Consider the following 23,437-nt stretch of genomic DNA (forward strand, 5'->3'; position numbering starts at 1 on the left):
TTAGAAAAGTTGGTGAACCAAAATGTATCCGATTCACTCTGGAATTGAAAATCAAGTGTATGATTATAAAGATTTATCTTATATCTTGTCCCGCTTAGGTTTTGAGAACGAGGACATTGAGTTTGAAAAAGGTTCGATTGATTACCCGTTACATCAACCACATGGAGGGCGAGCGTTTTTACGTATTCCGATTTACATTGAAATTGGTCATTTCAATGAACCAGCAGCAAAAGTCCGAATTGCTAAGCCGTATATTATGTCACAGTCGTTTGAAGAAGGATTGGCAGCGGAAGGACTTTCAGCAAACCTATCCTCTGCAGTAACTAAAACAGAAGCGGACGTCGCCTTAGATGCAGCATTAATGGAAGAAGCGGAACGAGTGATTGAACAAGTCGAAAAAGCATTACTGCAATAGATCAATCCATGTAAATTCCTTGGTCACCTGCTTGGATTTTTTCATTCGGATCTGGATTAATGATTCGTTCTTCTTCACGCACCAACCCAAGCAGGAGCTTACCTTCTTTTTGTAATTGATGGGTCAGTTCGAGAATCGTATGGTCTTCCCATTTTTTTGAGATAGCTTGTAGGTGCAACTTCTTCGTGGACAATACGGAAGCCAAATAATCAAATGTTCTTGCATGTCCAGCGCCAAGCATCTCTTGATAAATGAGTAAGCTCGTCGTTTCATTCGTACAAATGACTTCTGTTGCTCCAGCTCGTAAAACATTATTTTTTTGTTGTTCAGTCAACACCTCTGTAAATATAGGAATATCCGTGTGAATGCCACGAGCTGTAATCGTCAATAATGTCGAACGATAATCGGCTTCCACTTCTTTCAGTGATTGATCAGCAGTAATTATAATCTTTTCAGCTTCATCGATGTTCGCCTGCTCCCACGTTTCATCAATAGTCGGGTCACCTTTAATAAAATGAACGAATGTGAGCGGTAAAGGATTTGAACGACACGTTCGGTCAACAAGCACAATCGCTGGCGGCTTCTGATTATTTTCTTTAAACAAATAAATGAGCCTCCGCGTCCGCTCATTCCAACCGACAATAATGATGTGCCCCTTCCCTTGATACGCAACCTTTCCTTGATGAAACTCCCGCTCTTTTTTCTGTGTTTCATTCGATACAGCAACCATATAGTAGGCCACCAACCCTCCACCTAATAAAATCATAATCATCGTCAACAATCTGCCGAGCATCGTCACTGGAGCATAATCGCCGTAACCGATTGTCGTGCCCGTAATGAATGCCCACCAAATCCCCTCAAAAATCGTGTTGAATTGCTCCGGTTCTACTAAAAAAATGACCGTTCCGAACAATAACAAAAAAGATAAAACCGTAATAACCAATCGAAACAATGTCGGTAACTGAAAATATGTACGTAGCAATTGTTGAAACATAGTAAAACCACCCTCGTATGTAGCGACTCACGGATATTTTAACCAAATTGCTCTGAAATTATTAAATGTATTGATCGGAGGAGTGTAACTGTTGATAGGAGCGCTCTGACTGTCGATAAACGTGTTGTAACTGTCGATAGGAGCGTTCTGACTGTCGATAAATGCGTTGTAACTGTTGATACGCGTGCTCTGACTGTTGATAAACGCGTTGTAACTGTTGATACGCGCGCTCTGACTGTCGATAAACGTGTTGTAACTGTTGATACGGTCGCTCCGACTGTCGATAAATGTGTTGAAACTGTCGATAAAATTTTCAGGCAAAATAAAAAAACAGCCCACCGTAATGAGCTGCTTTTCAAATAAACTAATATTATTCTGCTTCTGAAACGACCGTACGTGCAGTTGGCACAGCTTTCAAGCGTTCAACCGGAATTTCTTTACCGGTTTCTTCGCAAATACCGTATGTGCCTGCATCTATTTTCTCTAATGCATGATCGACTTCTTCAAGCTGCTGCTTATCACGGTGATAGAGTGTCATATCTTTTTCACGTTCAAAAAGCTCTGTCCCTTGATCGCCAGGATGTGTCTCGTCGAAGGAGTTCAGTTCTCCGACAGATCCTTCCATTAAATCTTCTTGATTTAAATAGTTATCGATTCGTTCCTCCAAATCGCGTTTTTCATGTTCTAGTTTATTTTTTAGTTCTTTCAAAACTTGCTCGTCCATAAATTACATCACTCCTGATTTGTTATTTTGCCACCACTCCAATTGTGCAACGTGATAAACAAATCAATCGATCGTCTTCATCCTTAATCTCAATTTCCCATACCATCGTCGTTCGTCCTACATGTCTTGGTGTCGCATAAGCATAAATCGTTCCATCACGTTTGCTTTTGATGTGGTTGGCATTAATTTCAATTCCGAAGACATTATATTTTTCTGAATCGACATTGAGAAAACCACCGAGACTCGCGGCGGATTCAGCTAAAGCGACAGAGGCTCCTCCATGCAAATAGCCCATTGGTTGATGAACAGTAGGTGTAACAGGCATGGATAAAACCACTTTTTCTTTTGTTCCTTCTAATACCTCAATTCCTAACGTTTCAAACAACGTACCGTCTAAATTCATTTACAGTAGCCCCTCTCAATTTTCCCTTTTTACAAAAACTTATTCGATTTAGAGTGTAAAAACATGAGCAAGTAAGAAAGATAATCCATATAACAAGCCATAAAACGTATTCGTCTGTGCGGTATATTTCATCGCTGGCATCATTTGAAGAGGTGTGTCATTCTCTTTAAATGTTTTCACCGCATCATATGCTTTTTTCGCGCTGATAAATACAATCAGTCCCCAGATTGGCATCATGCCGATTGCCATAAAAATAACAGCACATAAGTAAGCGAAAATAAAAAATCCTGCAAGAACGCGAATTGCATTGTCACGTCCGACTAAAATTGCAAGCGTCTTCCTGCCGTGTTCCTTGTCGCCTTCCAAGTCACGAATATTATTGGCAAGCAATATCGCTCCAATTAATATGGCGATCGGAATCGTCAATAACAGTAACTCGCCAGTGACATCTCCTGTTTGAATGAAAAAGCTAATGCCGATAATGACGGTTCCCATAAAAAATCCGGAGAAAAGTTCACCAAATGGCGTATAGGCGATCGGAATCGGACCACCGGTATATAAATAACCAAATAACATACTGACTGAGCCGATGACCGCAATCCAGAACGTCGTTTCTAAACATATGTAGAAACCTAATAAAACGGCAATTCCATAAAAGATAAAGGCCAAATTCTTCACTCGTTCTGGTGAAACACCATCACGAACGATGGTTCCACCGATTCCAACGGACTGATCATTATCAAGTCCTTTTTTGAAATCATAGTATTCATTAAACATATTCGTTGCTGCTTGGATTAACATCGATGCCAATAACATGGCAATAAATAAACCAAAATGAATGCCTGTCTCCAAACTGGCGATCATCGTGCCAATAAAAACAGGTGCAAATGACGCCGTCAGTGTGTGTGGTCGAATCATACGCCACCACACTTGAAAGCCCGATTTTTCTTGAAGTGCATCTCGGATGGATTTATCGCTGGACATGAAACAATTCCCTCTCTCCCAAATAATACGTTAATTAATCTAAAATAAGTTTAGATAATGCCTACTAGGATGTCAATGTGAACAACTTTCGAAGCTTATTAGAAAGGCTACGTTACAGCGACACACGTCCTATGGGTAACATCGTTCTGCCGATAAACCATGTGAAGCCGTTGAAAAACTGCCAGAACCCGCCGATAAATCGGGAGAACCCGCCGATAAACGGATCGAAGCCGCCGATAAATCGGAAGAAGCCGCCGATAAATTGAGTAAAGCCGCCAATAAACGGCTCAAAGCCGTCGAAAAATAGAGAAAAGCCACCGATAAAACATGAAGAAATTAATATTGCATCATTAACAGAAAGAATCGGTATGCTATTTTACCCATTGATTTTGAACCGCGAATACAGTAAACTAAACCGAATCACGAAGACACAAAGGAAGTGAACAGATGAACGGACAAGAGCGCAAAAACATTCAGCCGGGTATAGAGGTCGATATCGTTTTAAAACAAGACCAACGAACTGGAAAAACGACGCGTGGAATTGTTAAGGACATACTGACGAAATCTCCCCAGCACCCACACGGGATTAAAGTGCGACTACAAGACGGACAAGTCGGCAGAGTGAAAAACATCATCGGTCAATAAGTAAAATCAAGGAAAATCCTCTCTTCATTTCCTCACCCTCCCACCCTTCCAATCAGTGCTTATTCTTGTCCACATCCTCAAAAAGACTTACAATATAGGGTGGACCGTTTTTAATGAGAATAGGTGGAGGAATATGCATGATTCAAATCACGAAAACATCCGTGCATGACCAATTAAATCAAGCAACGGCTAAACTTATAAATCAAAAACAAATAGAGGTTTCCCTTGTGGAACCAATTAATGAAATATCTGCACTACAGTTTTTCAAAAAAACGCAGCACTTAGGCGAACGCATTTTTTGGAAAAACCCAACCGGCGACATGCAAATTGCTGGCGTTGGTGCACATAAACGATTGACACCCGAAAAAGGGGAGGACCGCTTCCAGTCCATTCGAAAGCAATGGGAAGCGTATTTGGAGAATTGCTTGCTTCCTGAAGCGGGAGTAACTGGGACAGGTCCCCTTTTATTTGGCGGCTTTTCATTTATGGATCACATCGATCAAACAGACGACACGTGGAAAGCATTCGCATCAGGTGAGATGATTTTAGCGAAATGGATGCTGACAGAGCAAGACGGTCAGACATATTTAACGCATCACGCGACGATAGATGAGACAACGGATGTGAATGAAATTGCAAACCGTTTTACCGAAATGAAAAAAGTATTAAGCAAGCCAACAATTGAAGAAACGTTACCGACGATGCAATCGATGCATGATCAATTTACGTATGAGCATTGGGAAACATTATTAAATGACGCAATCGACGCTATCCGTGAACAATCACTTGAAAAAGTCGTATTGGCGAGAAAAACAGACGTCTTATTCGATAACAATATTCCACTAGCTGAAGTCATTGAACGAATGATCGATAAACAGACGAATAGCTACGTATTTGTCATTGAGCAAGAGAACGATGCATTTATCGGTGCAACACCGGAACGGCTCGTTCAAGTAAAAGGAAATGAATTGTTATCCGCCTGCCTTGCTGGGACAACTGCTCGAGGAAAGACAGAAGAAGATGACGAAATGCTCGCATGGCAGCTGTTAAACGATGAGAAAAACCGTGAAGAGCATGACTATGTCGTGCAAATGATTAAGCAGTCGGTCGCTCCTTATGTTGAAAGCTTCGATATTCCTGACACACCCGTCATTTACCCCTTGAAGTCCTTGCAACATTTATTCACACCGGTGACTGCTACATTGAAAAATGATGCAACGATCTTGGAGTTAGTGAAACAATTACATCCAACACCGGCATTAGGTGGGGAGCCGCGTGACAAAGCACTTCAATTTATTGATGAGAAAGAACCGTTTGACCGCGGTTGGTATGCAGGTCCGATAGGTTGGTTGGATGCCAATTTTGACGGGGAATTTGCCGTCGCGATTCGTTCGGGACTTATTACTGAAAATCAAGCGACATTATTCGCAGGTTGTGGTGTGGTGAAAGATTCTGACCCACATGCAGAATATGAAGAAACACGGATCAAGTTTACACCAATGCTTGATGCTTTGGGAGGTACGCAGTAAATGAATATGGGAGAAGCGTCTAGATATTTAACCAATTTTGTCGATGAGTTAGCCCAAAACGGAATGGAACATGTCGTCATTTCGCCGGGCTCTCGCTCGACTCCCTTAGCATTAACGTTCACCGAGCACCCAGCCATTCAGGAATGGGTGCATTTTGATGAACGCTCGTCTGCTTTCTTTGCTTTAGGGATGGCGAAATCAAAACAGAAACCCGTCGCATTAGTTTGTACATCAGGAACAGCCGCAGCGAACTATTACCCGGCAATCGTTGAAGCGTATTATAGCCGAGTACCGTTAATCGTCTTGACAGCAGACCGCCCACACGAACTTCGTGATAACGGGGCGCCACAAGCAATTGACCAAATTAAAATGTATGGTGATTACGTCAAATATTTTCATGAAATGGCAATCCCTGAAGCGGCCCCATCGCTTATTACGTACGCAAGACGCCAAGCAGCAAGAGCATATAGCCAAGCGGAAACGACCCAACCAGGTGCCGTCCAATTGAACTTTCCATTCAGAGATCCGCTCATACCAGATTTCACATTAGAAAATCTTTGGGGCAATGCGACAGGAAATTACGTGACAGGAATCACTGGGCATGAACAGTTACATCCAAGCCAGACCGAGACCCTCATCCATCAACTAAAAGACTTATCAAAAGGCATCATTGTTTGTGGAGAATTGCCAGGTGATACAGACGTTGAGGCAATCCACCAATTGGCAGAGCATTGGAACGTTCCTATTTTTGCGGACGTCCTATCGCATGTGCGCCATGGAAATAAAGGAAACGCACAAGTCATTTCAACGTATGATGCCATTTTGAAAGATGAAAAGATCGCACACACGCTGGAGCCAGACTTTATCCTTCGCTTCGGTGCAATGCCTGTATCAAAGCCCTATTTGAAATGGATTCAAGCCGTCCCACTTAAACATCATATCGTTGTCGACCAAGCGAGCGGGTACCGCGAACCGGCAAGCCTGGAAACGACAATGGTATACAGCGAACCGAATGAGCTTGTTCAACAACTGTTGAACTCATCCGTCCAGCTTAAAGGCGATATGGCATGGTTAGAGATGTGGACAAAAATGGATGAAAAAGCGATGCAAGAGATTCGTGGAACGGTTGAAGGGGAACAGTTAACCGAAGGAAAAGTCGCATTTGAATTAACCGAAGCGGCTAACACCGATGACGTTATTTTCGTCGGCAACAGCATGCCAATCCGGGACATGGATACGTTCTCACTGGCAAAAAAAGAAAAGATTCGTATCCATGGGAACCGTGGAGCGAACGGTATTGACGGATTAATCTCCACAGCAACTGGATTTGCAGCAACAGGAAATTCCGTAACCCTATTTCTCGGCGACCTATCCTTTTTACATGATTACACAGCTTTATTTATCGCAAGAAAATATGAACTGAATCTACGTGTTGTCGTCGTCAACAACAATGGAGGAGGAATCTTCTCTTTCTTGCCGCAAAACACTGAAGCGGACCATTTTGAAACATTGTTCGGCACGCCATTTAACCCGCCGATCAAAACATTGGCTGAAGCAGTAGGCTATCGTTATCACCAGCCGAAAACATCCGAAGAATTTCAACAGTTAGTAAGACAGCCAATTTCAGGAATGGAAATCATCGAAGTCGTAACGGATCGTGATGAAAATAAACAACACCACCGAGCGTTATGGCAACGCATCACAGAAAGTATTCAAAAAGAAGGTTGATTGAAATGATTGTACCAGTAGGAAATCAACAATACTTCGTCCGGCTGGCAGGTGCTGGCGAACCAGTCGTCCTGCTACACGGCTTTACCGGTTCCGCTAAGCAATGGGAAAACCTTGTAAATCAATCAGACGTACTTTGTCAGTGGATTGGAATAGATATGCCGGGACATGGAAAAACCATCATTCGTGATGAAAAAACGATGGAAGGCTATGTCGATGAATTGATTGAAGTCATCGATCAATTGGAGCTCAATCGCTTTCATCTCGTCGGTTATTCCATGGGTGGCCGCACCGCTATGCTTCTCGCAGACCGGCACCCGAACCGTGTCAAAAGCTTAACCTTGGTCGGTGCATCGCCAGGACTTCAATCGGAAGAAGAACGATCTGAACGAAAAAAGAAAGACGAAGAACTGGCTGCATTTATCGAGGAAAAAGGAATCGAGCGGTTTGTCGACTATTGGGAAAACATTCCGCTCTTCGAAACACAAAAACAGTTACCGAACGACATCCAACAAGCGATTCGAAAAGAACGACTCATCCAAACGGAACACGGACTGGCACTGTCACTTCAAACGATGGGAACCGGCGTCATGCCGTCTTTGTGGGATCGTTTAGAACAACTGAATCTTCCGACATGTTTAATCACAGGCGAGCTCGATGAGAAATTTACGACAATCAATCAAAAAATGGCTGAACGCATGCCACAAGCGGAATTGAACATTGTTGAAGAAGCAGGACATGCAGTTCACGTGGAAAATCTTCATTCTTTTGTTAAAATAGTAAGTGAATTTTTACAAATCCATATGAAACATAAAATACGTACGTAGGAGGAAAACAATATGGCAGTCGAATGGACAAAAGTTCGAGACTACGAAGAAATTATTTATGAAAAGTACAACGGAATCGCAAAAGTCACCATTAACCGCCCTGAAAAGCGTAACGCGTTTACGCCATTAACGGTTAAAGAAATGATCGATGCATTCACAAGAGCGCGTGATGATAAAGAAGTAGGTGTCATCGTTCTTGCAGGTGCAGGGGACAAAGCATTCTGTTCTGGTGGAGACCAGTCTGTCCGTGGACACGGTGGTTATGTAGGAACAGACGAAGTACCACGTTTGAACGTATTGGACCTACAGCGCTTAATTCGCGTGATCCCTAAACCAGTCGTTGCAATGGTTTCCGGGTATGCAATCGGAGGCGGCCACGTGTTGCACGTATGCTGTGACTTGACGATTGCTGCAGACAACGCTGTATTCGGCCAAACAGGACCAAAAGTAGGAAGCTTCGATGCTGGTTACGGCGCAGGACTTCTTGCTCGTATGGTTGGACATAAGAAAGCACGTGAAATCTGGTACTTATGCCGTCAATACAGTGCAGAAGAAGCAGAAGACATGGGCTTAGTCAACACTGTCGTACCTCTAGAAAAATTAGAAGAAGAAACCATCCAATGGTGTAACGAAATGCTCGAAAAATCACCAACTGCACTACGCTTCCTAAAAGCATCCTTCAACGCTGACACAGACGGCTTGGCAGGACTGCAACAAATGGGTGGAGATGCAACACTACTTTACTACACAACAGATGAAGCGAAAGAAGGCCGTGACGCATTTAAAGAAAAACGCAAGCCGGACTTCGACCAGTTCCCTCGCTTCCCATAAGTCGCAGAAACAAAGATCACATCTATATGGTTAGGTGTGGTCTTTTTCATTATCATGCGAAATAAAATAGGCTCAAATCGAAAAAGAGAACGGAGTGAATACAATGGACTCTTCAATCTTTGTCGCCGTATTTGTCATCTTTATTATTGCCATCATGTTTAATTCGAAAAAGAATAAGTAATTATTTCTACACGTAAAAGAGGGATTGAGATGGGCTCATTATTTTCAAAAGCATATGACCGCGTGATGAAACCAGTTGAACAAAGACGCTTCGGAAAAATACGGAAAAAGCTTGTCTCCAATCAACAAGGAACAGTTTTGGAAATCGGCTCAGGGACAGGCGCAAATTTTCCGTATTATAAAAATGCCGAAAAAGTTATTGCCATTGAACCCGATCATTCGATGAGAGAGCTTTCAGAGAAAAAGCGAAGCGAGGCGACTGTACCAATCGAATTAGTCAATGCGTCAGCTGAACGTTTACCTTTTGACGACAATACATTCGATGTCGTTGTCGGAACATTGGTGCTTTGCTCGGTCACTGATTTAAACCAGGCTCTTCAAGAAATTAAACGTGTGGCAAAATATGAAGCACCCATCTTGTTTTTGGAACACGTCCGCCTAGATCAACCAATTGTTGGTAGATTGCAAGATGTGGTGACGCCTGTCTGGAAACGAATGTGTGATGGTTGCCATCTCAATCGCAATACATTGGAAAGCATCAAACAGAATGGCTTCCGTGTAGAGCAAGTGGACCAGCATTTTAAAGGGCTGTTTTTGGAGATACGAGCGAGGAATGAGAAATAAAAATGTAAGGTTGAAAGTTCATTAATTTATTATTCTTCGTAAATGTAAGTATGTATCACCTGAACAACCTTATTAACAAGATCATTCGGTGCTTTTCCTGTTATTTTAGCATTTTTAGTTTTCCAATCTAAATTTTTAACTTGGTCGCTAATGATAACTCCTTCGACAGCAAAACCTTCTGGTATATGAATATTGAACCCCCATTCTCGTTTTGTTCCGCTAATGGGACAAACGGTTGCATAACCAGTTACACGATTAAATTTCGCTGGAGATAATACAATAGGAGGTCTTCTGCCTGATTGCTCGGTGCCTGTTTGTGGATAAAAGTCTAAATATATAAAATCCCCTCGATCTGGAACCTTCATATTATAACTCTTCCTTTCCAACTGATTTATCAAAGAATTCATCGTACGGGTTTTCACCTTCACATTGAGCTAGTAGATCGTCTAAAGTTGGTTTACCTTTTGGTTTTAAATAAATTCCATTATTCGTTTCACGGATTTCTAATTCTGTTCCTTTTTCAATCCCATATTTCTCAGCTAACTTATAAGGTAGACGAATTCCAATACTATTTCCCCATTTTTGTGCTTTCACAGTTATATGATGCCTCCTTGTTTCCTCGTTTGACTCCATTATATCCCCCTCCCACCACTAAATGTATACTCTAGTATATACAATATTGGCGAAGATGATACTGGAATCTTTACCAAAAAATGATTAGAATTCTGTTCTTGATAATTTCGATTGTTAACATACCCTCTGCAAGAAAGATTCTTTTGAAGACGACAGACGAAGAACGAAACAAATCTAACCCTTCATGTGAACAAAGACCAATCTTAATCTCAAAAACTTAAAAGTCTATAACATATTTAACCGTCAAACTTCGACCAAATTCTTCATTTCAAATGTTACAATAGACATATATATACATACACAGCAAGGGGATGAGAGAATGACCATCATGCCACAATGGCTGAAGAAACGAGCTGCCATGACACCGGATCGAGAAGCGGTTGTTTTAAGTGATGATACACGATATACATTTAAAGAATTAAACGAGCATGCAGGTCAATATGCATATCAACTGAAGCAACAAGGAATAAACGAAGGCGACCATGTTGCTGTATTATCCAAAAATAGCTATGAAATGTTTGTCATGATTCATGCACTGCAAAAGATTGGTGCAGTCATGTTTCTATTAAATACACGTTTATCCGTCAATGAATTCTTATTTCAACTAAAAGACGGAGAAGTGACTCACCTATTATTCCAAGAAGGCTTTCGATCCGTCGTCGATGAACTAACTGTCGAAGTCAATCTACATAGCGTGTCTTTTGAGCAATTCTCTTTTGAAGGAAAGGTAGACGAAGGTATCGCTGAATTCGATTTGGACCACATAACGACGGTTCTCTATACAAGTGGAACAACTGGATTGCCAAAAGGCGTTCAGCTTACTTACGGAAACCATTGGTGGAATGCGAATGGATCTGTCTTAAACCTTGGACTAAATGCAGATGACCGCTGGCTACTTTGTGTACCACTATTCCATGTGAGCGGACTATCCATTTTATTCCGTAGTGTGATATACGGCATACCCGCTCACTTGCATGAGCGATTCGATGTCGAAAGCGTGCACGAAGACATCATGAATCACGGTGTAACGACAATGTCTGCCGTTTCTGTCATGTTAGAAGAATTAGTCGAACGATTGGGAAATGAATCATACCCAGAGAGCTTCCGTTGCATGTTACTCGGTGGTGGACCAGCGTCGAAATCGTTATTAGAATCGAGCAAGGAGAAAAGCATACCTGTCTTTCAAACGTACGGGATGACAGAAACAGCCTCACAATTTTGTACGCTAGATGAAGAAAATGCGTTAAGAAAATTAGGTTCTGCAGGCAAACCGTTATTTCCTGGGCAATTAAAAATCATGAATGATGCTGAAGAATGCCATGTTGGCGAAGTCGGTGAAATTTTGATGAAAGGCCCATCCGTTACAAAAGGTTACTGGAACCGCCCAGATGCCAACAAAGAAACCATTCACGACGGTTGGCTAAAAACCGGCGACTTAGGTTATTTGGATGAAGAAGGATTTTTATATGTTGTCGATCGAAGGAAAGACCTAATCATTTCTGGAGGCGAAAACGTCTATCCAGCAGAAATTGAATCCGTTTTAAAATCACACCCATCTGTCAAAGACGCTGGGGTCGTCGGTAAAAAACACGAACGATGGGGACAAGTGCCCGTTGCATTCGTCGTAATCCGTGAAGAAGAGACGTTTTCAGCGGAAACTTTGAAAGATCACTGTGAGAAAAACTTGGCGAAATATAAAGTGCCGAAAGAGTTTTATGAGATTGATGAGTTACCGAGGAATGCTTCGAGGAAGTTGATGAGGAATAGGTTGGTAGAACATATAAATTAATGATACATTTTAGCTCCCTTGGTCTGAGGGAGCTTTAGTAATATATTCACTAGAATTGCTAATAAATAAAATGTGATTCTGATCTTCATAATTCTTAAATATATGATAAAATGACAATATGGAAGAATATTTACATTTGCTTGAATGTAATTTACAGAATTTTAGGTTATTAAAGGAGATTAAAATGAAGCGTAGTAGAGATGAAGAGATATTGTTAATGAAAGCTTGTAAAGATAACAACGTTAACCCCAAAATTTTGAGAAATATTTTTATAACTAAAGATAATTATTATTTGCAGAATGATTCTAAAGACCGAGTAATGATAGAGGAAATTTTAAAAGAAATCAAGTTTTGGTCGGAAAGAGGTAATCAATATGAAGTTAAAAAGCCTAACACTTGAAAACTTTAGGGTTTTTTATGAGAAACAAACCATCAATTTTAACAAGAATAAGGAAGGGAATATTACTCTAATTGGAGGTTTAAACGGAGCAGGGAAAACGAGTATTTTAACAGCGATAAACTTATTGCTATATCGGCAAGGAGCAAACAATGAACAAAAAAGAATGCTAGATGGAACATTAAATAATAAATTTTACCAAAAAGATGGCCGCGAAGCAAGACTTTATTTAGAATTTGAATCTAACAATAATACATATGAAATCATTGGAGTACTTAAATATAATAATAATCAAACGTTTAGAGACTTTACTAGACAATTAAGGTCAGATGGTGTTTATAGAAAATTAAGTGACAGTGAATTACAAAACTTTATCGATAAAAATGTTCCTTATGATATTTCATCTTTCTTTTTGTTTGATGGAGAAAAGATACAAGATTTAGTTGATAAGCAGGAGCACAGCTCTTTAAAGAGACCAATTCAAAAAATTGTAGGATTAAACTTCTATAGAGAGGTTCAAAAGGATATTCTAGCTGCAGAAGATAGAATTGAAAAAGAATCAAGAAAGTTAGTTCCAAAATCACAAGTCGAATCACTTGAGATTGAAAAAATGGAGTTGGAAGACCAGCTAAAAAAAATTACAGACAATATAGATATCTTTAATGAAAAAACGCAAGAAAAGCAAATTGAGTTAAAAAAATATAAAGATTCTAAAAATCAAAAGATAGAAAAATACTATACGAATAAAGGTTCACTTCATCAAAGTCTGGAAACACTCAATAAGGATATAGAAAAAATAAAAGTTCAAATTCAACAATTCTCACAACAATCTTTGCCATTAATGATTTTAAGTCCATTAATTGAAAAAGCGAAAGAACAGATTGAGATTGAAGAAGAATATCAAAATAAAAAGCATAGAATACAGCTTAACTTTGAGGAGTTTAATGAATTTATAACAAATTTATTAAATAGAGATGTTATTAAAAATACCCTCTCAGAGAATGAAATAAATATTCTTGAAAAAGAAGGAAAAGTTGCTTGGGCTGAAATAAATAATATCTATGAATACGAGTTACCAGAGGAAATTGAAATTCTACATAACATAGATAGAAATCAACAGAGAAGATTTTCTTCGTTAAATATAAAGGATACTGATGTTAAAAGCCTACTTGAAAGGAAGCAGGAATTAGAAAAAGAAAAAGAAGTAGTTGAAGAAAAAATACGTAATACTCCAGAGATCGAGGATTATAAACATGAAGATACTATGATTACAAAGTTAACTCAAGAAGTTAATGAATTTAAAAGAAATGTTAATAAACTTAGATCTGATGAAATTAAAATTAAAGAAAGACTCAAAAAGGTCACAGCAAATTACCGAGAGAAATTAAAAAATATCGACTCGAATCGTTCGATAACGAAACAATTTGATTTAATTCAACGGGTTCAGAAAGCAGCACAGCAATATGTAGAAGGCGTTACAAATTATAAAGCTAGATGTATAAAAGAAGACTTCGAGGATATAATTAAAAAACTTTTACGTAAGAATCAAGATTTCTCAAAAGTAGAGTTTGATGTAGAATCATTTACAATCAAAATATTTAATGAAAACGGTACTCAAATTCGCTTAACAGACCGATCAGCCGGAGAAAAACAAATAATAGCCCTATCATTAATTTGGGCATTAACTAAAAACGCTCCATTGGAATTACCTTATGTTATCGATACACCTTTAGGAAGGCTAGATAGCGTTCACAGAAAAAACTTAATGGAGCACTATTTCCCTTATTTAAGTGATCAAGTCATTATACTTTCAACTGATACTGAAGTTAATGAAGAGTTCACTGATCAATTAGGAAATCATATGAATGTAACTTATCGATTGGACTATGATAACGATGCAAAGTGTACAACAATTAGAGAGGGTTATTTTTCATTTAAAGAAGGAGTCAATAGCTAATGGCAAATATAATTATTCCTGAAAAGTCAGATGAAAAAGTAAGTGACTTGATGGGTTTTATGGGTTTCACAAGTAATAAAGACAGGCCGATTGTTTTACGGATTGCTCTTTCAAAAGGAATTATTCACTCTAATAAAGATAGTAATTTAAATATAGATTCAAGTAAGGGACGAGAAATACCGCTAAAAACTTTATGCCCAGGGGATAACTATTTGTTTGTTAAGCATTCTATCATTCAAAAACATGAAGAGTTTATAAGTGATGAAGATCTTACACCCGTAATAAAAAAGTATTTAATTTTGGGTATTGACATTATGCATGATGAAATTAATAAATTGGATCAATTGGATAACTATTTAATTTACTTAGCTGAGAGTGTAAACAACAAAAATGATCAGGAAAAGATTAAAGATTTACTAGGATTTTAAATTGGGGGAGAGCAAAATGGCCTTTACCGATCTTGATCTTTCTTTTCACTATCGAACAGGAGGGTCTTCAGGCGATATCATAAATGATTTTTATGTTCCTGTTTTGAGTGAAGCGAAAATTTATAAAAGAGCTGTTGGATATTTTACTAGCAATTCTCTAGCAATCGCTGCTAAGGGTTTATCTAGCTTTATAAAAAACGGAGGTAAAATGCAATTAATTGCTTCACCACACTTGAATAAAGAAGATATTGAAGCAATTAATCAAGGTTACAAGGCACGAGACGAAGTTCTTAATGAACGGCTAATTAAAGAATTAGAATTTGACGCAGAAGATAAAATTATACAAGAACGACTAAATTATTTAGCATGGCTCGTATACAATAATCAACTTGATATCAAAATTGCTGTATTGAAAGATCAAACTTCTCTTGGAATCTATCATGAGAAACTAGGAATTTTGGAAGATGTTGTAGGGAATAAAATAGCTTTTTCAGGTTCCTCGAATGAAACAGAAGGTGGATTAGTGAATAATTATGAAGCAATTGATGTATTTTTCTCTTGGGACAACTCTGATGAAAAAAGAGTAACATCTAAAGAACAAGCATTTTCAAACTTATGGACGAATTCTAATTCCCAATTAGAAATTATTGATTTTCCAGATGCGGTCAAAGATAAATTGTTGAAATATCGTAAAAATACTTACAGCAATAGAGATCCAGAAGTTAAAAATAACGAAATTAAGGATCAAGGTATGGGATATCAAATTAATTATCCTAGGATCCCTGACTACATAAAATTAAGAGAATATCAAATTGAAGCGATTAAAAGTTGGTTTAAAAATAGCGCGCAGGGCTTACTAGAAATGGCTACTGGAACAGGAAAAACAATAACCGCTATTTCTGCAGTATCGAAACTTTATGAAAATACTGGGAAATTAGCAGTGGTGATTGCATGTCCTTATACACATTTAGTAAACCAATGGGTAGAGGATTTGAAAAAATTTAATATGGCACCAATCATTGCGTATGGTGGGAAGAATTGGGAAGAGACACTGAACGACCAGATTACTTCATTCAATTACGATATTATTAATCATTTTTGTGTCATAACAACTAACGATACTTTTTCATCAGAAAAAATGCAAAATCAGCTAAGAAATTTGAAGAGTGACACGGTGTTTGTCGCAGATGAAGCGCATCACCTTGGTGCAAAGTATCTAAACTCGAAACTAATTGATGCAATCCCATACCGGCTAGCTTTATCTGCAACACCTAACAGATGGTATGACGACGAGGGTACAGATAAGCTTTTAAAATATTTTGGAGGAAAAACTGTTTATCAATTTGGTTTAGACCAAGCAATAGGGAGATTTTTGACTGAGTATTTCTACTATCCTCATATTGTATATCTGGATGAAGATGAAAGTGAGGAATATTACGAAATTACCCGTAAGTTAGTAAAGACATTAGGTTCAGATGATTTAGGAAAGTCATCTGAAATAAAAGAAAAACTACTTATCAAACGAGCAAGAATCTTAAGCAGTGCTAGAAAGAAAATTGATAAGTTAAATGAATTAATGGGGCAGTCAACTGAATCGAAATATAATATCGTCTATTGTGGTGATAGTGATGTAGATGGTGAAAAACAATTAGATAAAGTAATAAAAATGCTTGGTAATAGATTGGGAATGAAAGTTCACAGCTTTACAGCGAGAGAGGACCATTCTGAAAGAAAAGAATTATTAGAGAGGTTTAGCGAGGGAGACTTACAAGCTCTAGTGGCAATTAAATGTCTAGATGAGGGAGTAGACGTCCCAGCAACTCAAAATGCATATATTTTAGCTAGTAGTACAAATCCAAGAGAATTTATTCAAAGAAGAGGAAGAGTTTTACGAAAACATAAAGGAAAACAATACTCTTATATACATGACTTTATAATTTTACCTAGAAATATTGATGAGATCAGTGAGTTAGAACCAGCTTTGTTTAATATGGAAAGAAACTTATTGAAACGTGAACTTAAAAGATTAACGGAGTTTGCTAACTTAGCAATGAATGGTCCTGAGGCGATTGAAACCTTAGCAGACGTAACACGTGCTTATAATTTATTAGATGTTTAGATGAGGAGGTAAAACTATGATAGAAGAAAAGAATGAAGAGTTTCAAGCAATCTTGAAAGGGTTATCGGGTGAGCAAACAAAAATTTTGAAAGAAATTTTGGAGGCAGAAAAGTCATTCCTGCATAGAGAAAACTTGCAAGGCACACCGATTGTTTCACAAATTATGGACATAGTGAAAGAGAGGGTTGATGAATAGTGTTATTAAAGAAAATTGTTTTAAATAATTTTAGACAATACTATGGTTATCAAGAATTAGAGTTTTCACAATTACAAAACAAAAATGTAACAGTAGTACATGGTGAGAATGGTTCAGGGAAAACTGCTTTGCTACATTCATTTGGTTGGTGTCTGTACGGTGATTTGAACCTACCAAACCCAGAAAACATTTGTAATGAACATGCGTTGAGTAACCTACAAAAGGATCAATCAATTGAATCTTATGTTGAGTTACATTTTGAAGCTTTTTCTAAAAAATATTCTTTAAAGCGCTTTATTGTTGTCGAGAGAACAAATGACGATAGAATTCTCTACGGAGAACCCCAAGTCTCTATGCAATTTATAGGTCATGAAGGACAGTCCGAGAGAATAGAGAATTACACAGAAGAAATTAATAGAATCTTACCCAAAGATTTACGTACGTATTTCTTTTTTGACGGAGAAAGAATAGATAACTTAACAAAAAGTGGTAACAATGAAGATATAGAGAAAGCAATTAAAAGTATGATGGGTTTAGAGATTTTGGAAAGATCTATAAGACATACTGACCAAGCTAGAAAAAGGTTTAGAGAAGAACTTAAAGAATTAGGTGATGCTAAAACTCAAGAGGTTTATAGTGAACTAGAGAAACTTGAGCAGGAAAGAGATACTTATATTGAGAAGAGACAAATAAAGCAGGATAATATAAAAGTTCTTGATAAACAAATTGAAGAAAGAGAAATCCGTCTAACTCAGTTAGAAGGGGCTAAGAAGTTACAAGAATTAAGAGAAAGCAAAAGAGAAGAGCTTTATCAGGCTGAAAGTAGACTGAAAGAAATTGAAAAAGAATTAGTAAATACTATGAGTAAACAAGGATATTTAGCTTTTACATCGCCAATTATGGAAAAAGCCGATGAAATATTGGATAGTAATGGACCAGAAGAACAATTTGTTAAAGGAATAACAAAAGATTTCATTGATAAATTGATCCAAGATGGTAAATGTATCTGTGGAGAAGAAATTAAAGAAGACTCAATTCATTTGAACCATTTGCAGGAGTTAGCACAAGCAACTACCTCTAATCAGCTTATTAATACAGTAAATTACTTTAAACAAAATGGAAGAACTGTGGAAGAAAGAAAAGAAAATTTATTTAAAAATTTAGATCGATTGAAAAAAGCTCAAAGTAGTGAATCAACTAACATTCGACTCCTAAATGAAAAAATACAAGAGATTAGCACACAACTAAGTGAACATACAACAGAAGATATAGCTGCTTTGGAAGAGAGAAGAAAAGAACTTTCAAATCAAAAAGATAAAATTAACCAGGATATTGGGTCTATTAACGGAAATATAGAGCGATTGGATGAAGAGATCGTAGAATTAGAGAACGAACAGAAAAAAATGGAATTAAAAGAAACGAAGTCGAATTTAGCACAAAAACGGATGCAAACTTGTAGGAACTTAATAGATGTTATGGAAAATATCTTAGAAATTAGGGAAACTATAGTAAAAGAACAGTTACAGGATCGAATTTCTAAGGTTTATTCACAATTTCTACGTAAGAATTATAGTATTAATTTATCTGAAGATTATATGTTAAACGTATTTAATGAAAAAGGGAACCCTGTTGCTATGTCACAAGGAGAGAGACAAATTACATCTCTTTCATTTATTGGAGCAATCGTGGATATTGCAAGGGAAACATTCAATAAAGAGACTCAAAATGCTTTCGATGAAGGCGGAATATATCCACTTGTAATGGACTCGCCTTTTGGTGCATTAGACTCAGACCATAGAGAAAGAGTAGCTAAGGGGATCTACAAACTAGCTGATCAGGTAATAGTGATCGTCTCAACTTCACAGTGGGAAGGTGAAGTTGAAGAACAGATGAAGAGCCTAGTTGGTAAAGAATACAAATTAGAGTACAATGATCCACGTTATAATAAGGATAAACCGTATGAATATACGAACGTAAAGGAGGTCAATTAATTGAGTCAACGAAGAATTAGACGTCCAAAAGATCAAGAAAAGATCTATAGGGAATTAACAGATAAAGATGAATTTGGAGTTTTTAATTCATATAAAGATATTTTCATGATTTCGGGTTTAATAGGATATCTCAATGATAAGAGGATTAGTTTCGAAAATTCCTTAGAACCAATTTCTTGGACTGTTTTTAATTTAGAAACAGATGAAACGGTTATTAATGCCGTAGCACTAAATACGTCGGAAGATCCAAGCATACTAATTGAAGATGAAGAAAAATTTGATCAAAAAATAACCATCTTTGAGGAGTTTGCTGCTGGCGGAGCCACTATACTTTATGAAAAATTAGTTGAAAATAAACGGTTTGCAGTAAATAGTTTATTTGAGTTGTTAATGGAGGCAAAACAGCAACGAGGTAGTCAAGATCGAGATATTGCTGCTATCGCGGATATTATCTCTTTTGATTAACCTCATAAAATCAAGAAGGAACCGCCACAGGACTTTATGAGCCTAATGCGGTTCCTTTTTTCTAATTAACTCTATAAGTTATTAAATATGTCTAAATCATCTTTTTTAATTTCTGGCGACATAGAGATTCGAATTGTTGAACGGATATGTTCTAAATCATACCCCATAGCTTTTAATACATGGCTTGGTTTACTAGTACTACAAGCAGAACCGGTAGATACAGCAACGTATGGAGCTAAGTTCTTTACAAGCAATTCGTTGTTAACACCGGGAAAAGTAATGCTTAGAATACCAGGAATTTTGTTCTCTTTTGAGTGATTAAACTGTACTCGATCATTGTATTTTTCTTTAAGTATATTACATAGGTATTCTTCATTTTGTTTAAGCTTTAAAATGTTATCCTCTAAATTTTGCAAGGCAATTTCAGCAGCTTTTCCAAAGCCTACAATATTATGTACAGCTAAGGTACCACTCCTAAACCCATTTTCTTGTTCACCACCGTGTAGAAGTGGTGTTAATTTAGTAGGTAGTCCTAACTCATCTTCTCGAATGATTGCAGCCCCAATTCCTTTTGGACCATGTAATTTGTGAGCAGACAAAGATAAGAATCTTAAACCAGGATAGTCTTCAAGATTAATTGGAAATTTCCCTACTACTTGAGTTGCATCACTATGAAATAAGATATTGCGCTTATTACAATATTGAGCGACTTCACGAATAGGGTTTAGCGAACCAATTTCGTTATTTCCCCATATTAAAGTAATTAATAAAGGAGGGTTTTCTTCTGCGGATTCTTTAAGTTGTTCAATATCAACTCTGCCATATTGATCGACATCTAGATAGGTTACTAGAAAACCTTTTGATTCAAGATATCTACATGTTTCTAACACAGCTGGATGTTCGACTTGTGAAGTGATAATATGCTTTCCTCGTTTATCAGCATAGTAATCTGCTACACCTTTAATAATCATGTTATTACTTTCAGTAGCACCGCTTGTAAAAACAACTTCTCTTGACTTACACCCAACTAAATTTGCAACATTTTCTCTATAATTATTAACAGCATTTTTGGCATTTTCTGCCTCTGAATAATATTTGCTAGATGGGTTGCCAAACTCCTCTAAAAGATAGGGGAGCATAGCATCTTTAACCTCTGGTAGTACAGGGGTTGTCGCACTATTATCCAAGTAAAGTGTCATAAACTTCACCCCATTTAACTTATATTTTTAAAAGATTATTTATAAAACGATCGGGATTACCTGCATGTCGATATTCATTATCGAGAATTGTAATGCCTCGTTCTAAATGAGCATTAAATAAATCTGGGAAAAACTCTTCATCCGAAATTTCTTTTTGCATTCGTTGAGTAATTAATGCTTTAAATACATAATCATGTTCCCCGGTCAATGTATTTCTATTAAACTCTAAACCTGAAGTATCTGTTAATTCTAATTGCGGCTCTTCGGCTATTTTAAGTGAAAGTGAAACTGCTAGTCTCGAAAGGATATTTGGTGTTAGTTTGGTTGATGCTTGTAGACTTTTTAGTTTTTCTGCTGTCTTAGAAGAAGTCCTTAATCTGAAATTCATGTTCTAACACCATCTTCCTCATTTATAAATAAATATTCATCATGAATAGTGACACTTTGGGTTTCGTTATTAAAATCTAGCGTATACGCTTGTGATAGATATGGTTCAACTAAATTATAATGCTTCTCATCAATTTCTGTGTCTGTAGATAATACTAAGGTTTGTTCGCCACTTGATGGTAATAATTCGCTGAGAACCGTAGCCTTGTGTTTTTTGTCTAGTCTTCCAAGTAGAGTATCGTAAATAAATGGAACTCTCCGGCCTGATGCTTTAAACATCGCCCATATGATCGAGAGTAAAATTATTTCTTTTTCACCTGCAGATAGATTATTAATATTGTGTTCTTCCATGCTCTGGTTATAAACATATATTTCATAATCTTCATGTGAGATCGATAAGTGTGAAATATAATTTTGTTTACGCATTAAACGCTTTAACATTCGTAAAGCCTCAGATTCAACTTCTTGCAATTTTTTTTGAACCTGTATTTCTCTGAATTGTTTACTTGTATTTATTAAGTTGTCTAGAAGACCAAATGCGTTCATTTGCTTACTTTGTTTGTGTCTTTCTTTTTGTCTCTCTTCTAGTTTCACTTGTAGTTCTTCAACATTCTGGGAGTGTTCAGTAAGTAAAAGTTTTAGTTCTTCTAGTGTATTTTCTTCTTTCTCGATGTTCGATTTTAACTGCTCGATTTGTTTGATCATTTGAGTGAATTCGTTAGTTTCATCATGAGTCTTTAATTTTTTCTTAATATTTTGTGCCTCTTCTAATAAGTCTTGGTTCTCTTTTAGTAATTGAGTGTAATAATCTGAAGTATTTATTGAAACCATACTGTTCATTTGAAATACTTTGTTACGTTGATCATTTGAAGCATCATGTAGAATGAGCTCTTTTTCTGGTTTCATATGAGCTAACAAACTATTTTTTAGTTTGTCTTCTTGGTTTTCAAGTCCTAAGTCGGTTTGAATCTTATTTAACTTATCCTCAGAAAGACTCTTGGAGAACTCTTTAAATATTTTTTGAGTGTTTTCATCCTCAAGTTGTTTTGTCGTTTCTTCTAGTAACTCTTTATTGATATAGAAGGGAAGAATTGTGGCAATATATTCTTTAACTTCATTATTAATTTCTTTTCTCCTATTCTCAATCGTATTTAGTTTGACAAGGAGTTCATCTCTTTGCTCTTTATAAAGGCCTCCGTGTGTTTCAAAGTCCTTCTCAATAGAAGATAAGTCACTAGATAACTTAGCTATAACTTCTTCTTTATGATTGATCTTGGATTGGAAGTCTTTTATAACCTCAGTTTTTTCGTTTACTAAATTCTTTAATTCGATAATTTCTTTATCTACCTTACTGGCTTGATCACTGTTTACTTTACGAGTAGAGAAAGTATCTAAATCGTTTTCTAAGTTCTCAAATAAACTTAGATTAAATACGACTCTTGATAAGTTCTGTAAATAAGTTGAAAGTAAGTTATCGTTGATTATTCTAGAAATTTCCTCACCATCAAATAAACATAGATCAAATAATTCTGGAGGCATATTTTCATTTAGTTTTGACTGATAGAGTTCTTTTTCTGTTTCATTTAATATAATGTTATCTCTTTTAATAACTAAGCTTTCTCCAAAGTTGTTTCCCTTCAATTTCCAAGAACGAGTAAAGCTAAAATCAGCTTTTTTGTAATCTTCTACTTCCGAAAAATCTAGTGTAATGGAAAACTGATTCTCATTATTTTTTATAGCATTTGTATTTAAATAGTTTGTGATTTTTTCAATATATGGTTTACTGTTTTCCGTTTTATAACCATAAGCATAGGGGCCAAATAGTGCTATCTTGATTGCGTTTAGAAGTGTAGTTTTTCCAGCACCATTTTGACCACCAATTAAAATAATATTTTTCTTAGGGTTGTTAATACTAAAAGCAATTGTATTTTTCTTTCTATAAGCGCCAAAGTTTTCGAGGGTTATAGATTTTAATTGCATAATTTCTGATCC

The 23,437-nt window shown here is 37.1% G+C and carries 24 protein-coding genes; 15 read left to right on the top strand and 9 right to left on the bottom strand.

What is annotated here, in order from left to right:
• The first annotated feature begins 22 nt into the window (after positions 1-22).
• Positions 23-415, top strand: coding sequence for a YugN family protein (locus KC820_RS05500; protein ID WP_144089316.1), 393 nt, complete (start codon positions 23-25; stop codon positions 413-415).
• Position 416: 1 nt separating this feature from the next.
• Here KC820_RS05500 and KC820_RS05505 read toward each other — a convergent pair whose 3' ends face one another.
• From KC820_RS05505 to KC820_RS05520, 4 genes are all read right to left on the bottom strand, one after another.
• Positions 417-1,409: a potassium channel family protein gene (locus KC820_RS05505; protein WP_212368981.1), complete on the bottom strand. Its 993-nt coding sequence runs from the start codon at positions 1,407-1,409 to the stop codon at positions 417-419.
• Positions 1,410-1,779: 370 nt separating this feature from the next.
• Positions 1,780-2,133, bottom strand: coding sequence for a TraR/DksA C4-type zinc finger protein (locus tag KC820_RS05510; RefSeq protein WP_212368985.1), 354 nt, complete (start codon positions 2,131-2,133; stop codon positions 1,780-1,782).
• 22 nt (positions 2,134-2,155) lie between these two features.
• Positions 2,156-2,536 (bottom strand): hotdog fold thioesterase, encoded by a 381-nt coding sequence (locus tag KC820_RS05515; protein ID WP_212368989.1) that lies wholly within the window; start codon positions 2,534-2,536, stop codon positions 2,156-2,158.
• Positions 2,537-2,584: 48 nt separating this feature from the next.
• The gene (locus KC820_RS05520) at positions 2,585-3,520 is read right to left on the bottom strand and encodes a 1,4-dihydroxy-2-naphthoate polyprenyltransferase (RefSeq protein WP_212368992.1); all 936 of its coding nucleotides are present in this window, start codon (positions 3,518-3,520) and stop codon (positions 2,585-2,587) included.
• 447 nt (positions 3,521-3,967) lie between these two features.
• Between KC820_RS05520 and KC820_RS05525 the strand changes: the two genes are divergently transcribed.
• From KC820_RS05525 to KC820_RS05550, 6 genes are all read left to right on the top strand, one after another.
• Complete coding sequence (locus tag KC820_RS05525) at positions 3,968-4,165, top strand: YwbE family protein (protein WP_212368995.1); 198 nt, start codon at positions 3,968-3,970, stop codon at positions 4,163-4,165.
• A 137-nt stretch (positions 4,166-4,302) separates the two neighbouring features.
• Complete coding sequence (locus tag KC820_RS05530) at positions 4,303-5,694, top strand: isochorismate synthase (protein WP_212368998.1); 1,392 nt, start codon at positions 4,303-4,305, stop codon at positions 5,692-5,694.
• A complete protein-coding gene (gene menD / locus KC820_RS05535) occupies positions 5,695-7,422 on the top strand; it encodes a 2-succinyl-5-enolpyruvyl-6-hydroxy-3-cyclohexene-1-carboxylic-acid synthase (protein WP_212369001.1) in 1,728 nt (575 codons plus the stop codon).
• A gap of 5 nt (positions 7,423-7,427) precedes the next feature.
• Positions 7,428-8,249, top strand: a complete 822-nt coding sequence (menH, locus tag KC820_RS05540) for a 2-succinyl-6-hydroxy-2,4-cyclohexadiene-1-carboxylate synthase (protein ID WP_212369003.1) — start codon at positions 7,428-7,430, stop codon at positions 8,247-8,249.
• Between the two features lie 12 nt (positions 8,250-8,261).
• A complete protein-coding gene (gene menB / locus KC820_RS05545) occupies positions 8,262-9,080 on the top strand; it encodes a 1,4-dihydroxy-2-naphthoyl-CoA synthase (protein WP_144163438.1) in 819 nt (272 codons plus the stop codon).
• 210 nt (positions 9,081-9,290) lie between these two features.
• Entirely contained in the window at positions 9,291-9,884 is a 594-nt protein-coding gene (locus KC820_RS05550) for a class I SAM-dependent methyltransferase (protein WP_212369006.1), read from the top strand.
• A 29-nt stretch (positions 9,885-9,913) separates the two neighbouring features.
• Here KC820_RS05550 and KC820_RS05555 read toward each other — a convergent pair whose 3' ends face one another.
• Both KC820_RS05555 and KC820_RS05560 read right to left on the bottom strand, forming a co-directional pair.
• Entirely contained in the window at positions 9,914-10,249 is a 336-nt protein-coding gene (locus KC820_RS05555) for a type II toxin-antitoxin system PemK/MazF family toxin (RefSeq protein WP_212369009.1), read from the bottom strand.
• Position 10,250: 1 nt separating this feature from the next.
• Positions 10,251-10,517: an AbrB/MazE/SpoVT family DNA-binding domain-containing protein gene (locus KC820_RS05560; RefSeq protein ID WP_212369012.1), complete on the bottom strand. Its 267-nt coding sequence runs from the start codon at positions 10,515-10,517 to the stop codon at positions 10,251-10,253.
• A 319-nt stretch (positions 10,518-10,836) separates the two neighbouring features.
• Here KC820_RS05560 and KC820_RS05565 point away from each other — a divergent pair, with 319 nt between their 5' ends.
• The 8 genes from KC820_RS05565 to KC820_RS05600 all read left to right on the top strand — a co-directional run bounded on the left by KC820_RS05565 (position 10,837) and on the right by KC820_RS05600 (position 19,859).
• Positions 10,837-12,306, top strand: a complete 1,470-nt coding sequence (locus KC820_RS05565) for an o-succinylbenzoate--CoA ligase (protein WP_212369015.1) — start codon at positions 10,837-10,839, stop codon at positions 12,304-12,306.
• Positions 12,307-12,424: 118 nt separating this feature from the next.
• A complete protein-coding gene (locus KC820_RS05570) occupies positions 12,425-12,706 on the top strand; it encodes a hypothetical protein (RefSeq protein ID WP_212369018.1) in 282 nt (93 codons plus the stop codon).
• Entirely contained in the window at positions 12,681-14,660 is a 1,980-nt protein-coding gene (dndD, locus tag KC820_RS05575; RefSeq protein ID WP_212369021.1) for a DNA sulfur modification protein DndD, read from the top strand. Before KC820_RS05570 ends, dndD (KC820_RS05575) begins: the two co-directional genes overlap by 26 nt.
• Positions 14,660-15,088 carry a hypothetical protein gene (locus tag KC820_RS05580; protein ID WP_212369024.1) on the top strand — a complete coding sequence of 143 codons (429 nt, stop codon included), beginning with the start codon at positions 14,660-14,662 and terminating at the stop codon, positions 15,086-15,088. The genes dndD (KC820_RS05575) and KC820_RS05580 overlap by 1 nt, the downstream gene beginning before the upstream one ends.
• Positions 15,089-15,104: 16 nt before the next feature.
• Complete coding sequence (locus KC820_RS05585; RefSeq protein ID WP_212369027.1) at positions 15,105-17,207, top strand: DEAD/DEAH box helicase family protein; 2,103 nt, start codon at positions 15,105-15,107, stop codon at positions 17,205-17,207.
• Between the two features lie 16 nt (positions 17,208-17,223).
• A complete protein-coding gene (locus KC820_RS05590; RefSeq protein ID WP_212369029.1) occupies positions 17,224-17,403 on the top strand; it encodes a hypothetical protein in 180 nt (59 codons plus the stop codon).
• Positions 17,403-19,394 (top strand): AAA family ATPase, encoded by a 1,992-nt coding sequence (locus KC820_RS05595; protein WP_212369032.1) that lies wholly within the window; start codon positions 17,403-17,405, stop codon positions 19,392-19,394. Before KC820_RS05590 ends, KC820_RS05595 begins: the two co-directional genes overlap by 1 nt.
• Complete coding sequence (locus KC820_RS05600) at positions 19,395-19,859, top strand: DNA phosphorothioation-associated protein 4 (protein WP_212369035.1); 465 nt, start codon at positions 19,395-19,397, stop codon at positions 19,857-19,859.
• A 71-nt stretch (positions 19,860-19,930) separates the two neighbouring features.
• On the opposite strand, the gene KC820_RS05605 is transcribed toward KC820_RS05600, so the two are convergent.
• The 3 genes from KC820_RS05605 to dndD (KC820_RS05615) are packed head-to-tail and all read right to left on the bottom strand — an operon-like array spanning position 19,931 to position 23,425.
• Positions 19,931-21,058: a cysteine desulfurase family protein gene (locus KC820_RS05605; protein WP_212369038.1), complete on the bottom strand. Its 1,128-nt coding sequence runs from the start codon at positions 21,056-21,058 to the stop codon at positions 19,931-19,933.
• Between the two features lie 19 nt (positions 21,059-21,077).
• Positions 21,078-21,446, bottom strand: coding sequence for a DNA sulfur modification protein DndE (gene dndE / locus KC820_RS05610; protein WP_212369041.1), 369 nt, complete (start codon positions 21,444-21,446; stop codon positions 21,078-21,080).
• Entirely contained in the window at positions 21,443-23,425 is a 1,983-nt protein-coding gene (dndD, locus tag KC820_RS05615) for a DNA sulfur modification protein DndD (RefSeq protein ID WP_212369044.1), read from the bottom strand. The genes dndE and dndD (KC820_RS05615) overlap by 4 nt, the downstream gene beginning before the upstream one ends.
• Between the last annotated feature and the right edge of the window lie 12 nt (positions 23,426-23,437).

Source organism: Allobacillus saliphilus (assembly GCF_018138385.1).
In the GTDB taxonomy this organism is placed as follows: Bacteria; Bacillota; Bacilli; order Bacillales; family Alkalibacillaceae; genus Allobacillus; species Allobacillus saliphilus.